This is a genomic window from Streptomyces sp. NPDC048002 (genome assembly GCF_040653275.1).
Lineage (GTDB): Bacteria > Actinomycetota > Actinomycetes > Streptomycetales > Streptomycetaceae > Streptomyces.
Genome location: NZ_JBEZNL010000005.1, coordinates 129,781 through 144,517, shown reverse-complemented (window position 1 = coordinate 144,517; position 14,737 = coordinate 129,781). Strand labels below are relative to the sequence as shown.

Annotated in this window: 14 protein-coding genes; 4 read left to right on the top strand and 10 right to left on the bottom strand. The window is 71.2% G+C overall.

Annotation, left to right across the window (positions count from 1 at the left end; translation table 11 throughout):
* Complete coding sequence (locus AB0E07_RS09735) at positions 1-948, top strand: carbohydrate ABC transporter permease (protein ID WP_362248006.1); 948 nt, start codon at positions 1-3, stop codon at positions 946-948.
* Positions 949-1,029: 81 nt separating this feature from the next.
* Here AB0E07_RS09735 and AB0E07_RS09730 read toward each other — a convergent pair whose 3' ends face one another.
* Both AB0E07_RS09730 and AB0E07_RS09725 read right to left on the bottom strand, forming a co-directional pair.
* On the bottom strand, positions 1,030-1,764 hold the full coding sequence (locus AB0E07_RS09730; RefSeq protein WP_362248004.1) for a glycoside hydrolase family 16 protein: 735 nt from the start codon (positions 1,762-1,764) through the stop codon (positions 1,030-1,032).
* A gap of 156 nt (positions 1,765-1,920) precedes the next feature.
* Positions 1,921-3,900, bottom strand: a complete 1,980-nt coding sequence (locus AB0E07_RS09725; protein ID WP_362248002.1) for a hypothetical protein — start codon at positions 3,898-3,900, stop codon at positions 1,921-1,923.
* Between the two features lie 338 nt (positions 3,901-4,238).
* Between AB0E07_RS09725 and AB0E07_RS09720 the strand changes: the two genes are divergently transcribed.
* Both AB0E07_RS09720 and AB0E07_RS09715 read left to right on the top strand, forming a co-directional pair.
* Entirely contained in the window at positions 4,239-4,910 is a 672-nt protein-coding gene (locus AB0E07_RS09720; protein ID WP_362248000.1) for a YoaK family protein, read from the top strand.
* A gap of 60 nt (positions 4,911-4,970) precedes the next feature.
* Positions 4,971-7,133 carry a phosphatidylglycerol lysyltransferase domain-containing protein gene (locus tag AB0E07_RS09715; RefSeq protein WP_362247998.1) on the top strand — a complete coding sequence of 721 codons (2,163 nt, stop codon included), beginning with the start codon at positions 4,971-4,973 and terminating at the stop codon, positions 7,131-7,133.
* A 25-nt stretch (positions 7,134-7,158) separates the two neighbouring features.
* Here the strand turns inward: AB0E07_RS09715 and AB0E07_RS09710 are convergent, their stop codons facing one another.
* On the bottom strand, positions 7,159-8,637 hold the full coding sequence (locus AB0E07_RS09710; RefSeq protein ID WP_362247996.1) for an MFS transporter: 1,479 nt from the start codon (positions 8,635-8,637) through the stop codon (positions 7,159-7,161).
* A 101-nt stretch (positions 8,638-8,738) separates the two neighbouring features.
* Complete coding sequence (locus AB0E07_RS09705) at positions 8,739-9,668, bottom strand: AraC family transcriptional regulator (RefSeq protein ID WP_362247994.1); 930 nt, start codon at positions 9,666-9,668, stop codon at positions 8,739-8,741.
* Positions 9,669-9,776: 108 nt separating this feature from the next.
* Here AB0E07_RS09705 and AB0E07_RS09700 point away from each other — a divergent pair, with 108 nt between their 5' ends.
* A complete protein-coding gene (locus AB0E07_RS09700; RefSeq protein WP_362247992.1) occupies positions 9,777-10,463 on the top strand; it encodes an NAD(P)H oxidoreductase in 687 nt (228 codons plus the stop codon).
* An 88-nt stretch (positions 10,464-10,551) separates the two neighbouring features.
* On the opposite strand, the gene AB0E07_RS09695 is transcribed toward AB0E07_RS09700, so the two are convergent.
* The 6 genes from AB0E07_RS09695 to AB0E07_RS09670 form a co-directional block, all read right to left on the bottom strand.
* Positions 10,552-11,394, bottom strand: a complete 843-nt coding sequence (locus AB0E07_RS09695) for a methyltransferase domain-containing protein (RefSeq protein WP_362247990.1) — start codon at positions 11,392-11,394, stop codon at positions 10,552-10,554.
* Between the two features lie 129 nt (positions 11,395-11,523).
* Positions 11,524-11,940, bottom strand: a complete 417-nt coding sequence (locus AB0E07_RS09690; protein ID WP_362247988.1) for a hypothetical protein — start codon at positions 11,938-11,940, stop codon at positions 11,524-11,526.
* A gap of 64 nt (positions 11,941-12,004) precedes the next feature.
* Positions 12,005-12,589 carry a DinB family protein gene (locus tag AB0E07_RS09685; protein WP_362247986.1) on the bottom strand — a complete coding sequence of 195 codons (585 nt, stop codon included), beginning with the start codon at positions 12,587-12,589 and terminating at the stop codon, positions 12,005-12,007.
* 78 nt (positions 12,590-12,667) lie between these two features.
* Entirely contained in the window at positions 12,668-13,018 is a 351-nt protein-coding gene (locus AB0E07_RS09680) for a hypothetical protein (RefSeq protein WP_362247984.1), read from the bottom strand.
* Between the two features lie 123 nt (positions 13,019-13,141).
* Positions 13,142-14,113, bottom strand: coding sequence for a CU044_5270 family protein (locus AB0E07_RS09675; RefSeq protein WP_362247982.1), 972 nt, complete (start codon positions 14,111-14,113; stop codon positions 13,142-13,144).
* Complete coding sequence (locus AB0E07_RS09670) at positions 14,110-14,706, bottom strand: sigma-70 family RNA polymerase sigma factor (protein WP_362247980.1); 597 nt, start codon at positions 14,704-14,706, stop codon at positions 14,110-14,112. The genes AB0E07_RS09675 and AB0E07_RS09670 overlap by 4 nt, the downstream gene beginning before the upstream one ends.
* Between the last annotated feature and the right edge of the window lie 31 nt (positions 14,707-14,737).

The following is a 14,737-nucleotide window of genomic DNA, read 5'->3' as shown; positions in this document are numbered from 1 at the left end:
ATGTCCTCCACCACCGAGCTGCCCGCCCGCAGCCCCCGGACCGCACCCCGCTCGCCGGTCATCCGGGAGGTGGCGGCCCGCAGACTCCGCGCCGAGGCCCGCCGCACCCACCCCTCCCTCGGCGACGGCCGCACCGCCCGCACCCTCACCTTCGCGGCCCTGACCCTGCTGGCCCTGCTGTGGCTGCTGCCGTCCGGCTGGGGACTGCTCACCGCGTTCAAGTCCGAGCAGGACGCCAGCGATCCGGTCCACTGGCTGTGGCCGGAGCACGGCTTCACCCTCGACGGGTTCCGCAGCGTGTGGGAGCGCGGCGACCTGCCCCTGTGGATGTTCAACAGCTTCCTCATCGCGGCCGTCGTCACCGTGATCACGGTGGCCGTGTCCTCGATGGCCGGCTACGCCTTCTCCCGCACCCTGTTCGCCGGGCGCAAGGCACTGTTCGCCCTCACCGTCGCGGCCGTCCTGGTGCCGCCGCAGATGCTGATCGTGCCGTGGTTCCAGCAGATGCTGACCCTGAACCTCGTCGACACCTACGCGGCGGTGATCCTCCCGCAGACCGTGGCACCGGTCATGGTGTTCATCCTGAAGAAGCACTTCGACTCCCTGCCGAGGGAGTTGGAGGAGGCGGCCCGCATCGACGGCGCCGGCCACCTGCGCGTCTTCTGGTCCGTACTCCTGCCGCTGTCCCGGCCGATGCTGTCGGCCGTCGCGATCTTCGTGTTCATCGGGGCCTGGAACAACTTCCTGTGGCCCTTCGTCTCCACCTCCGACCCCGATCTGATGACCCTGCCCGTAGGCATCACGTCGGTCAAGGACGCCTACGGCGTCCAGTACGCCCAGTCGATGGCCTCGGCCGTCCTGGCCGCACTGCCCCTGGTGGTCGTCTTCCTGTTCTTCCAGCGGCACATCGTCAAGTCCGTCGCCACGACGGGACTCGGCGGCCAGTGACACCCACCACCGGCTGACCACCACCGGCCCGGACGGCGGCGCTCGCCGTCCGGGCCGGGTCACGGTTGCTCCCGACTCACCTCAGGGGTAGTAGGGCGTGTGCGTGATCGAGGAGATCTTGAGATAGCGGGCGCCGTCGGCGGTGGCCCAGGTGGAGGCGTTCGGGTCGCCCGGCCAGTCACCCCCGACGGCGATGTTCGCGATGAAGTGCATGCCCGTCCCGGGCGGAGTGCTGTACCAGGTCGTGCCCGTGAAGACCTCGTCCACCGCGAAGTCGATGTGGTCCGGGAACCAGCTGAAGGAGTACGTGTGGTACGCGTTCGTCCAGCCGTAGGAGTTCGTCCTGGAGAACTGCTGCTGGGCGTTGTTGACGTCGTGCGACGTCTGGTGGACGACGTTCGGGTTCTGTCCCACGATCTCGGCGGCGTCGAACTCGGGCAGCCACGGATTCAGGTAGGCGGCCCAGACGGCGGGCAACAGTCCTTGTCCGTTGGGCATGTTCGCGGTGAAGCGGTAGGTGCCGTAGCCGTACAGTGCGGTGGACTCGACGCGACCCGAGTAGTAGACACCGCCGCCCGCGTTGTACGCCTTGATCACGAGGGTGCTGCCCTCGTACCAGACGCAGTCCGGTGTGTACGTCTCCAACTCGTTGTTGGCGGTCCACCTTCCGCTGATCTTCTTCCAGGAGTTGACGGTCACCGGGGCGCCCCAGGAGGCGGCCCGTGCGTTCGGCGCGCCGAGGGCCAGGGTGGGCGGCACCGCGAGTGCGGCGCCGAGTATGTGCCTGCGGCTCGGCCTGCGGGGTGTGGAAGTCATCGCGGCTCCATTGCTTGGATGAGCGACCAGGAGGTGGGAGCGATCCCACCCTCCACTTGCCGCCGGACTGTAGGAGTCCGTTCGACAGTTGACAAGCCGCGTCACACAAGTCGGCACATGCCTTTGGAAGTTGAACCATCGGCTGTGCTTCGCTGCCTAGCTTCGCGGGGTTCCCAGCAGCGGGGTGCGGACCGGCGCGGCCATGCCCACGAAGACCACGACCTCGTGACCGCCCGGGTTGGTCTGCAGCGGCACGGTCTGCCAGTTGTTGGTGAGCCAGACGTTGCCCGAGGGATCGATCTGCACGCTGGTGTTCCGGACCAGTCCGTCGCTGGTGTAACCGGTGGCCGCCGGGGAGATGGGGTCGCCGGTCCGGTGACCCGGCGGGCAGGTACGCGGCCGCGCCCCGCACAGGTGGGCGACGCGCTGCCCGCCGAAGTTCGCGACCCAGACGTTGTCGTCGCCGTCGACGGCGATGCCCCAGGGCAGGAACAGGCCACCGCGTTCGTACGGGCCAGCGGGCGTGGTTCCGTCGGGGCGGATCATGGTGACCGAGGCTTCGGCGGCGCCGTCCGCCGGGTCGAGACCGGCGTCGGCGGGCGGCAGGGCTCCCGTGCCCTCGCAGGGAATGTCGACGAGTCCCGAGTTGGCCACCCACACGTTGCCGACGCTGTCCGAGGCGACGCCCATCGGCGCGGAGATCCCGCCCCCGCTGACGTACCCCAGCGGCTCGCCCCGGGACGACAGGCGCAGCACGTTGTCGGAGCCGTTGCCGGTCACCGAGGCGCGGCCCCGGGTGTCGACGGCGACGGAGAAGGGCTTGACCAGTCCGTCGGAGGGTGAGGGGATGTTGCGGGCACGCTCGGGGCGTCCGTTCGGGACGCGGGTCACGCTGCGGTTGCCGCAGTTCGCGATCCAGATGGTGCCGCGCCGGTCCGACACCGTGCCCTGCGGCTGCATGATGTCGCCGTACCGCCATCCGGTGGGCGGCGACAACGGTGTTCCGTCGGACCGGAACTGAGAGACGCTGCGGTACAGCGGGTCGGGGTCGAGCGGGCAACCGCTGCCCTGGAAGCCGAAGTTGCCGACCCAGATGTTCCTCTTGGGATCGAGGGTGACGCCGTAGCCCGCCCCGTACAGGCCGCCGCCTCGATAGGGCGATCCGGGCGCGTTCTCTCCTGTCGGGGTCAGTTTGACGACGTAGTCGGCGCCGCAGGTGGGCTGTGTGGGGTCGGGGTTGAAGACGTAGTTGTTGGCGATCCAGGCGTTGCCGTGGGCGTCGAAGGCGATGTTGCCGGGTCCGTCGAGGGTCCGGCCGTCTGCGTCGTAGCGCAGGGCGAGTGTCCAGGCGTCCGGTGCGGCGGCGAGCGCGGGGGCGTAGGGCCGTTCCCGGAGCGAGAGTCGGTACAGTCCGTCCACGTGGTGGCCGGGGTGGTGGGCGATGTCGACCGCGGCCCGGAAGGTGTTGGTCGGCCGGTTTCCGCCGACGGGGCGAGCCAGGCGGAACAGTTCCTCGCAGGTCTTGCCGGCCACGCATCCGGCGAGCGTGTTGGCCAGCGAGTTGAAGGCGCGCAGGGTCGAGGTCTCGCTGCCGTTCGGCGGCGCGGCGAGCACGGCGGCGACCTTGCCGGTCGTGACGTCGGCCAGGTTCCCCGCGGTGGCGGCCGCGTTCTGAAGGCCGGGGTACGCACCGGAGATGCTGCGGCCGTCGGTGAACCGGGCCATGGCGTACGCCGCCGCGACCGTGGTCCGCTCGTTGACGACGATGCGCGTCGCCGACCGGCGCGGCCCGTCCAGGACCGCGGCCAGGCGCACCGGTTGCTGTCGGCCGCCGGCGTCGGCCAGCAGGTACAGAACGGCCGATCGCTGCCGGGGTCGCTCGTAGGTGATCGTGAATCGGCCCTTGGCGTCGCTCCTGGCCCGGCCCAGGACGGTGGCGGGCGCTCCCCGCTCCGTACCCGCCTGGTAGAGGACGACGTCGGCGCGGGCGACGGCCGAACCGGCACCGCGGACCACCCCGTCCTGCCGCACGGTTCCGGGCGACGCCCCCGCGTCCGGCTCCGCGGCTCCCGCGGCGACGGGTACCGCGGCGAGTGCGGCACTCAACAACAGCACGGCGGAACGGTTCATGATCATGCGGCGGATGCTGGCACACGGGGTCCACCCGGACGGCACGGGCCGGTGCCGAGGTCACCGGGATGCTGCAACAGCGCCACTCGACCGGCCTCGGGCGCGCGGGTCCCCACGTGCGCGTCGCGCAGTCCGGCCTCGTCGTTCGTTCGCGGCCGAGTGTGCCTGCCCTCCCGGCGTGGGACGCCGCCCGCCCGGCCGCCTTCTGCTCCAGTTGAGCGGGTGACAGGTACGAGAGTCCGCAGGGCCGTCGAGGGCCCCCGCTTGGGGCACGCCGGTGACGGCAGGGAACGACCGGGCGGGGAGGCGGCGCGGTGAGGGCCCCAGGTGGGGTCGCCCGGTGGATGTTCCCCGACGGTCACCGCCACGCGCGGTTCACGCCCCTGCTGCTGACCCTGACGTTCGTGGGCGGGCTGGTGGACGCGGCGAGCTTCCTCGGGCTGGGCCGGGTGTTCGTCGCCAATATGACCGGCAACGTGGTCTTCCTCGGGTTCGCCCTGTCGGGGACGGCTCAGCTGTCGGCGACGGCCTCGGCGGTGGCGCTCGCCGGGTTCCTGGCCGGGGCCGCCGCCGGTGGTGCGTGGCGGCGCCAGGACGAGCCGGGCGGGCTGTTCGCTCGGCTGGTCGCGTTCCAGGCCCTGCTGGTCGCGCTCGCGCTCGTCGGTCAGACGGCGGACTGGGGGCGGTACGCGGTCCTGGTGCCGCTGGCCTGCGGGATGGGGCTCCAGAACGCCGTCGTACACCGCCTGGGGGTGCCCGATCTGACCACCACCGTGATGACTCGGACGCTGACCGCGCTGGCGGTGGACCGGCCGGGGCGCGGCACCGTGCGGCGCGCGGTGTCCGTCGCCGTGCTGGCCGCCGGAGCCCTCGCCGGAGGTCTCGTGCACGCGCGTCACGGGGTTGAGGGGGTCCTCGTGACGGTCCTGGTCCTCCTGCTCGGTGTCGTGGTGGCGGCACACCGCCTGCGCGAAGGACCCTCGGGCGGACCCGCGCCGCTGCCCGGGAGCGCGTAGCGCCGCGCACCCGCGGCCACCGACGCGCACGGTGTCCGGCTGCCGCTTTTAATGGGTTTCGTGGGCATTCAACAGCTCTGGTCAGGCCGATCCGACCGACAGGCGGACAGCAGCGCCGACGCCGACGGTCAGAGCCGCGCCGTACGGCTGCTGCGTCGGCTGCCCTTCACTCTCGGGCTGCTCCTGACCATGCTCGTGGTGGCCCTAGCCACGCAGTCCCTGTGGCGGCCGGTGGAGGACCGCTCCTGGTACCCGGACGTCGCCTACGGGCTCCCGTCCTTCGAGGCGAACCGCTGGTGGACGCTGGCCAGCGGGTTCGTGTTCGGTGCCCGGCCGAGTGCCGGACTGGTCATCGTGGCCGCCGTGATCTTGCTGGTGGGGTTCGCCGAGTGGCGTCTGGGCACCCGGTGGGCGGCGGCCGTCACGCTGCTCGGCCACCTCGTCGCGGTCCTCGCCAGCGCCGGGCTGCTGTGGCTGGGCCGCGGGGTGAACTGGTCGTGGGCGGAGCAGGTGTCCCGGGACCTGGACGTGGGGCCCTCGGCCGGTGCGATGGCCGCCGCCGCCCTGGCCACCGCGACCCTGTCCTCCCCCTGGCGGCTACGGGCGCGACTGGCCCTGTCGGGCTATGTGCTGGTGGTCTTCCTCTTCGTGGGCGGGATCGCCGACCTGGAGCACCTCGTCGGCGTCGCCCTCGGTCTGACCGCCAGCCGGTGGCTGCCGGTGCCCCGTCGCTCCCCGGCGTCGGGCCGGGTGAGCCGTCGCGAGTGGCGCCTGTTCGCCGCCTCGGGCGTCGTACTGCTCCTGGCCATCACCGTCACCGTATGGCTGATCCCCGCCCAGGGCCCCATGGGGTCCACCTACGGGCTGGGCGGGTCCGCGCTCCACGCCGCCGTCCACGCGGTGGTCGCCGCCGTGCTGGTCAACGGCCTGCGCAAGGGCCGGCGCGCGGCCTGGTGGATCACCACCGTCCTGGCCGCGCTCCAGGTGCTGCTGGGCGCCCTGGTCGCGGTGGCGTACGCCCTGGCGGACGAGGCCGACCGGCGTGACGTACTCGACGACCTGCCGGTGCTGGTGCCGGTCGGTGTGGTCTGGGCCGCCGAACTGGTCGTTCTCCTGGCGGGCCGGTCCGCGTTCCGGGTCCCCACCCCGCTGCTCGGCAGGTTCCGCCGCTCGCGTGAGACGGCCCCGCTCGAAGAACGCGAGCGGGCCGTGGACCTGCTCGTCCGGTACGGCGGCACCAACCTGTCCTGGATGACCACCTGGCCCGACAACTCCTACTTCTTCGCCCCCTCCGGCCAGGCCTACGTCGCCTACCGCAAACACGCGGATGTGTGCATCGCCCTGAGCGACCCGGCCGGCGCCCGGGAGGACCGGCGCGCGGCGGTGCGGGAGTTCATCGACTTCTGCGAACTCCACGGGGCGGTTCCCTGCCTGTTCTCCACCACTCGCCCGGTCGCCGAGGCAGCCGAGGCGCTGGGCTGGCACAGCGTGCAGGTCGCGGAGGACACCGTGGTCTCCCTCCCGGGCCTGGAACTCACCGGCAAGCGGTGGCAGAAGGTGCGCAGCGCCCTCAACCGCGGCAAGAAGCTCGACGTCGACTTCGAACTCGTCCGGCTGGCCGACCAGCCGCGCCACATCCTCAGCCAGGTACGGGCCATCTCCGAGGAGTGGGTGGGCGACAAAGGGCTGCCCGAGATGGGCTTCACACTGGGCGGCGTCGAGGAGGCACTCGACCCCCACGTACGCGTCGGCCTGGCGCTGGAAGGGACGACGGTACTCGGGGTCACGTCGTGGATCCCCGTGTACGGCGGCAACGGCCAGGTCCGCGGCTGGACCCTCGACGTCATGCGCAGACGTGCGGACGGACCGTTCCCGCCCGTGGTCGAGTTCATGATCGCCTCCGCGTTTCTGGCCTTCCAGGAGGAGGGAGCGGAGTTCGTGTCCCTGTCCGGGGCCCCGCTCGCCCACAGCGACAGCGCCTGGTCGGAGACCGCCACCCCCTTCGACCGGCTCCTGGACCAGCTCGGCGTCTTCATGGAGCCGTACTACGGATTCCGGTCCCTGCACGCCTTCAAGCAGAAGTTCAACCCCCGCTACGAGCCGCTGTACCTGCTGTACCGCGACGAGGCGGACCTGCCGCGCATCGGGGTCGCCCTCACCCGCGCCTACATGCCGGACGCCAAGACCGGCGAGCTTCTTCGGGCGCTGCGGAAACCCGGCTGAACGCTGGTGCACCCGGTGGCGCCCGTCAGCTCTTCGCCGCCCCCGCGGGTTCGTCGACCGCGGTCAGCGGGCGGGCGATGTCCTCCAGGGAGCGGCGTTCCGCGCGTACCGCGAGGAAGGCGGCGACGAGGCCCGCCAGGCACATCAGGGCCGCGCCGATCTGGAAGGCGAGGACGGTGTCGCCGACCTGGCCCGTCGAGGTGAGGTCGGCGAAGAGCAGCGGGCCGCTGATACCGCCGGCGGCGGTGCCGAGCGCGTAGAAGAAGGCGATGGACATCGCGCGGGTCTCCATCGGGAAGATCTCGGAGACCGTGAGGTACGCGCTCGACGCACCAGCGGAGGCGAAGAAGAGGACTGCGCACCAACAGGCCGTCATCGTGGCCGCGTTCAGCGAACCGCGGTCGAACAGCCAGGCCGTGCCGAACAGCAGCAGACCGGAGAGCAGGTACGTCGAGGAGATCATGACGCGTCGGCCGACCGTGTCGAAGAGCTTGCCGAGCAGCAGCGGGCCCATGAAGTTGCCGACCGCGATGACGGCGAAGTAGTAGCCGGTGTTCCCGGTCGGCACGTCGAAGAACGTGGTCAGGATCGCGCCGAAGCCGAAGGTGATGGCGTTGTACAGGAACGCCTGGCCGATGAAGAGGGAGAAGCCGAGGAAGGACCGCCTACGGTACTTGGCGAAGACGGTGCGGCCGATCTCGACGAAGGTCACGCTGCGGCGCTGGCGGATGGTGATCTCGCCCTCGGGGCGCGGCAGCGGCTCGCCCCGTTCGGCCTCGACCTTGCTCTCGATGTCGGACACGATCCGTTCCGCCTCGTCGTCACGGCCGTGGATCAGCAGCCAGCGCGGGCTCTCCGGGACGTGCCGTCGTACCAGCAGGATCACCAGCGCGAGGACGGCGCCGAGCGCGAAGGTCAGCCGCCAGCCGATGTTGGCCGGGAAGATGGCGGTGTTCAGCGCGACGATCGACAGCAGGGAGCCGCCGACCGCGCCCAGCCAGAAGCTTCCGTTGATCAGCAGGTCGACACGGCCGCGGTAGAGCGCCGGGATCAGCTCGTCGATCGCGGAGTTGATCGCCGCGTACTCGCCGCCGATCCCGAAGCCGGTCAGGAAGCGGAACAGGAAGAACCACCAGGTGTCGAACGAGATCGCGGTGAGCGCCGTCGCCGCCAGGTAGACGGCGAGCGTGATCATGAAGAGCTTCTTGCGGCCCCACAGGTCGGTCAACCGGCCCCAGAACAGCGCGCCCAGACAGGCACCGGCCACGTACAGGGCGGCGGCCAGACCCGTGACCTGGCCGGAGCTGATCGGCAGGCCGCTGCCGGGCTCGGAGAGACGGGGAGCGATGCTGCCGACGACCGTGACCTCCAGGCCGTCCAGGATCCACACGGTCCCCAGTCCGATCACGATCGACCAGTGCCACCGCGACCACGGCAGACGGTCGAGACGGGCAGGGATGTCGGTGGTGATGGTACGGCCGGTCCCGGCCTGCGCTGTGACCATGGGCTCACTCCTCGTCGAGCGGAACCCTGCCCGAGTGCCCCCGGTCAGGGCGTACTACTCCCCTGGCGCACTCGGGCACCCTGCGGACCAGCAGTCACCGGCTACGCCGCGCCGGCCCGGAACGTACTGGGACTCACCCCCTTGTGGCGTTTGAAGGCCGCGCTGAAGCCGAAGGCGTCGGCGTAGCCGACGGTCTTCGCGATCTGGGCGATGCTGAGTTCGGTGTCGGCCAGGAGGGTCTCGGCGTCGTCCATGCGGCACTCGGTGAGGTAGGCGAGGGGCGGGCGACCCATCAGGTGGGTGAAGCGTTTGGCGAACAGCGCCCGGGAGACACCGGCTTGCGCGGCCAGCGAGGCCACGGTCCAGGTGTCGGAGGGCCGGCCGTGGAAGGCGTGCAGGGCGGGCGCGAGGACCGGGTCGGCGAGGCCGCGGTACCAACTGGGGGCGTCGGCGCCCGCCTGGTCGAACCAGGTGCGCAGTGTGCACACCAGCGCCCAGTCCAGAAGCCGGTCCATCAGCGCCTGCGAACCGGCCGAGTAGCGGGCGGCGTCGGCGGCGGAACTCTCCAACCAGGCGCAGACCTCGGCGTCCTCGCTGACGACCAGGACGGAGGGCAGCGCGCGCAGGAGCCGTTCGTGGGTGTGGCCCCAGGCGCGATAGGCACCCACGATGAGTGCCGTGGCACCGACGGGGTCGGTGTCCCAGTGGATGCCGGTGAGTTCGTGGTCCCCGCACGAGGCGTCGGCGGTGAAGCAGTTGATCTCGTACTCCACGTGCGGCAGTTGGACCGTGGCCGGCTCGTCCGCGAGGTGGAAAGGTTCCGGGCCGCGCACAACTGCCGTGTCTCCCACGGTGATCGCCCGCTCCGTGCCGTCGGCGAGCAGCAGGGTGCCGCCCCCGCGCAGCACGGTGACCATGGTGAGGGGTGCGCCGTCGGCGAAGCGGATGGTCCAGGGCGCGCTCAGGACGGCGTGGCTGACGACCGAACCCTCGGCCCGGATGCCGCTCAGCAGTGAACTCAGGGGATCCATAACGGAATCGTAGACGATCTCCTATGTCCTGGAGGGTTTCTCCCATGGATCATCCACGCGGGCGCGGTTGTACTGGAAGCACCGAACAGCGCCTCTCAAGGAGACACCGTGCCGCAGCAGCACAGCAGTGATGACGCCAGGACCGCCCTCGTGGTCGTCGCACACCACCGCAGCGATTCCCTCACCGCGCACACCGCCCGCCGCGCGGCCGCCCGACTCGAAGCCGCCGGATACCGCATCGACCTCCTCGACCTGCATGCCGAGGGCTTCGATCCGCGCATGAACGTGGAGGACCAGCCCGACTGGGGCAACCGGGAGAAGGCGTACTCGCAGGAGACGCACGCCCATATGCGGCGCATCCTCGACGCCGACGTCATCGTGGCCGTCTTCCCCGTGTACTGGCAGAGCGTGCCCGCCGTCCTCAAGGGATGGATCGACCGGGTGTGGAACTACGGCTTCGCCTACGGCCGCAGCAAGCCCCGCCTCGCCGGCAAGCGCATGCTCTGGCTGGGCCTGGCCGGGGCGACCGCCGATGACCCCATCGCCCGGGGAATGCAGACCGTCCTCGAAGCCTCCCTCAGCGAGGGCATCGCCTACTACTGCGGCTTCTCCCACTCCAGCGTGGGCCTCCTCCTCGACGCCGAGGAGCGACCGCAGCGCGTCGACGCCGAGGGCAACCTCCACATCGGCGACGTGGTCGCCGACGCCGAACGGGAGGCGCAGTACGCCGACTTCGACCGTCGGACCCTGAAGTTCGTGGACGAGTTCCTGGCGGCCGAACCGATCGCGGCCTGACCCGAGGGACCCCGAAGGAGGCGTTGGGGCGGACACACCGCCGGCTACGACCGGTGCGTGCCGACGGAGGTCCGCCCCCCCCTACGCGTCAGCCTGCGTCCGCGCCACCCTTACGCGCGGTGAGGAGCAGGTACTCCCACTCCATCGCCCCGTCCCGCAGCGCGCCGCCCGCCAGGTCGGCGAGGGCGGCGTCCAGGGCGGCGGTCCGCTCGGGGTCGTCGGCCAGGCTCCGGTAGACCGCGATGGTCGGCCCGTACGCCGTCTTGAAGAAGTCGCGGAACTCCTCCGGCTCCTGGAACATGTCCACCCGGATCGTCCTGCGACGCGCCTCGACAGCGGTGACCCGGTCGCCGAGCAGCTCACGGACGTGCGCCTCCTGCCCCCACAGCGGGGGCGGCTGCGCGCCGGGAGGCGGCGGCGGGGCGTACGGCTTCATCGTGGCGAACATCTGCCCGATGAACCCCTCGGGGGTCCAGCTGAGCAGCCCGATGGTGCCGCCGGGCCGGCAGACCCGCACCAACTCGTCTGCGGCGACCTGGTGGTGCGGGGCGAACATGACCCCGACGCAGGACATCACCGTGTCGAAGGCGGCGTCGTCGAACGGCAGCGACTCGGCGTCCGCCTCCTGCCAGTTCAGCGTGGCCCCGCGGGCCTCGGCCTCCTGGCGCCCCACGGCCAGCAGTTCGGGTGTGAGGTCCGAGGCGACCACCGCACCGCCCGCCAGCGCGGCCGGGATCGACGCGTTGCCGGATCCGGCGGCGACGTCCAGTGCCCGGTCACCGCGCTTCACCCCGCAGGCCTCCACCAGCGCCGGCCCGAGCGCCGCCACGACCTGCCTGGCCACCGCCGGGTAGTCGCCCAGCGCCCACATCGTCCGGTGCTTCGCCTTGAGCGCGCGATCCGCCTCACGCGCATCCGCCGTCTCCGACATGCCACTTGCCTCCCTGGTGCACGACGCGCCGATGGCCGTCCTTCCGCGAGCCTAGAACCCGGCACCGTCCGCGCCGGCCAGCGCCGTACCGCCGGCCGGGTGGAAAGACACCGAGGCCCGCAGTGCTCACTAGGTCCTGGCGATCTCCTGGCGGAGCTGACGGGTGAAGCGACGGAGCAGTTCCTCCGTCTCCCTGTGCTCGGCCCGGCGATCGTCCCTGCCCTCGCTGGACCGCGAACTCCAGACCCGGCGTGCGAGCGCGTCGGCGAGGTCGACGGTGTCGTCTGCGCAGAGCAGGTACAGCGCCGACCGGGCTTCCTGGAGCCGGCCCGCCAGTTCGTTGGCCCCGGCGCCGTCGTCACCGAGCCTGGTGTCCCGGAGGTGGTCGATGAGCTGGACGACGGCCGAGTTGAAGCCGACCCCTGCCTTCAACTTCTGTTCGCGCAGCCACATGCGATCCTGCCGACGCGCCGTGAACCAGGCCCCGAACACGGCCCCGACGAGGCCGAATCCAGCCCCGATGGCCACGGACAGGATGTTCACCACGCCGGACTCCCCCCAACGAAAGGCTCGCAGCAGGCTACGAGCGTCAGGTCATGTGAGGCGAGCTCTACGCCTTGAGGGACGCGGCCGACCTTGCGGCCTGTTCGATCTTCGCTCGGTAGGCCGCACGGGCTTCCTCGTCGACCGGCTGCTCGTGCTCGGCGCGCAACCCGGTCCTGCCGTCGACGCTCTCGCGGAGGATGTCGGCGTGCCCGGCATGCCGAAGGGTCTCGCTGAGAACGTGGACCAGGACGGCGAACAGGTTGCTGTTGGGACGGGCCCCCTGCCACCAGGGCACATGGCCGGGGGCGTCGAGGTCCAGCGCGTTGATCGTCGCGTCGGAGTGTTCCCACGTGCGCCGGTAGAACGCGATGACCTGATCGCGGGTCTCGTCCTCCGCCGCCCACTGATCCTCGCCGTCGTAGTCCTGCCAGCGGGGCATCGGTTCCGGGGACGGGCGGTCGAAGACCTCGCCGAAGTACCTGGCCTCGACGGTGGCCACGTGCTTGACCAGGCCGAGCAGGTTTGTCCCGGTCGCCGTCAGTGGGCGGCGGGCGTCGTACTCGGACAAGCCGTCGAGTTTCCAGAGCAGGGCCGCGCGGTTCCGCCGCAGCCTCCCGTGCAGGTCGGCCTTCGCGAAGTCATCGATCATGCGGCACGAGCCTGCCATGGGCCGCGCGTGGTCTCAAGATCCGCGATGGGCGGGACCGCGGCGGCTCTGCGCACCGCCTCAATGCCGGTTTCTCGACAAGGCGACTCCGGCCAGGAGGACGATCGCCCCGGCGGAGAGGACCTGCCGGGAGGAGCGCCAGGAGAGAACCGACCACGTCGACTGTGCGGACAGCACGGAACCTGTGCTGAGCCAGGAGCCGGCCGACACGAACGACAGAGCGGAACCGACCGAGCCGACGGACAGGTAGCTGCCGACCGACCCGATGGACATCGCGGAACCCACGGATCCGATGGAGAGCACGGACCCCTTGGACCCGATCGAGAGGATCGAGTTCTCGGACCAGAGGGACAGCACGGACCCCCTGGAAGCAGGCTGGGCGCCGATCGGTAGTGCGCTCTTCAGATTCATGTACACATGGTGCGGGTATTGCCTTGCGCGTGCCATCGGTCCGGGAGGATACGGGCGGCCGCTCACGCCACGGACGGTGCGCCCGGTGTCGTACCGGGCGCACCTGTCGCGTGTCGCGTGTGGTCAGGGTCGGACGCCGGGCTTGTTGACGACGCCCCAGGCCTCGCGGGCGCTCACCATCAGCCCGTCGTTGCGGGTCTGGCCGAGATAGGCGTAGCTGTCGGGATCGAAGTAGATCTCCTGCTTGCCCTTCCAGCCGGCGGGGGTCTGCTCGGCGTAGGTGACGCTGACGCCGATCGCCGCGCGGCCGAGCGGGTCCCTCACGCCGGTCGTCACCCGGGCGCCGGGGATCTTCGCGAGGGCCCGGAACAGGCCGGCCTGGGCGTTCGGCGGGATCAGCACCGAGCGGTACAGGACGTCGACCTCCCGCCAGTCGCGCTGGGCCGCTGTCTCTCCCTTGACGGAGCCGATGGCGTGTTCCTCACGGATGCGCTTCATCATGCGGTCGGGGTCGCTGGGCAGAGTGGCGAGGAAGCGGTAGAACTGCCGCTGGGAGCGGTCGTCGTAGCCCAGCTTCTTCCACTTCTCCTCCTGGTTGGGGCCGTACCAGACCTGGAGTTCGTCCGGGTCGAAGTCGGAGATGTCTCCGGACGGGGCCATCCCGGGCAGACGGGCGTGTCCGGTGCCGTCCCAGCGGGTCCATTCCTCGCTGGTCTGCGGCTTGCCCTCGTGGAACGAGGTGCTCTTCTCATACACCCATTGCTTGGGGCCGGGTTCGCTGCCGTCGTGCTTCTCGACGGTCGCGGCGGCCAGTTCGAGGGCGTCGGCGGAGGCGCCCGCCGACAGCAGGTGAGGGCCCCGGGCGGGGGCGCCGGTGGTGTCCTCGGGCAGGGTCGCGACGATCCCGGCGGTCACGGCGAGGGCGCCCGCGGTGGCGGCGCCGACGAGGATCGCCCGGCGCCTGGAGAGGGCACGTTCGGGTCGGGTCTCCTGCATGAATGCCGCGGTGAGCCGGGCTCGCGGCGCGGCGAGCCGGTCGGCGTCGGGCAGGGGTGCGTCAGCGCGCAGGTCGCGGCATTCGGAGAGCTCGTTCATGCGGGGTCTCCTTCGGTGATGCGAGCTTCGATGAGGGGGCCGTCGGTCGCGCCGGCCGCGGTACGGAGCTTGCGGCGGGCGCGGTTGAGGCGGGAGCGGACGGTGCCGACGGGGATGTCCAGGGCTTCGGCGATCTCCTGGTAGCCGAAGTCGGCCCAGGCGAAGAGCAGCAGCACGTGCCGGTCTCCGGCGGAGAGCCGGGCCAGGGCCCCGGCGAGAGGGCGGGCGGCGGCCTCGGCGGCGAGGCGGTCGTCGGCGGAGTCGGTCCAGCTGTCGGCGACCGGGTCGTGGCCGGTGCGGGCGAGGAGCTTCAGCGCCCGCACCTCCTCGCGGCGGTGCCGGCCGATCTGCTTGGCGGCGATGCCGTACAGCCAGGGCCGCACGCCGGCGCGTACCGGGTCGAAGCGGGCCCGTATCCGGAAGGCCGTCAGAAACGTCTCGGCGGTGACGTCGTCGGCCGCGTCCCGCCCCAGGCGTCGGGCGACGTACTGGTGGATCGCCGGCGCGTGGCGGTCGAAGAGCGCCGCGAAGCGCTCGGGTTCCTCCAACGAGGCCGCGATGAGCTCGGCGTCGCCGCCGGCCAGGTCGGTCATGGACGGTCCGCCCGTCGGTCGGGGCGGTGGG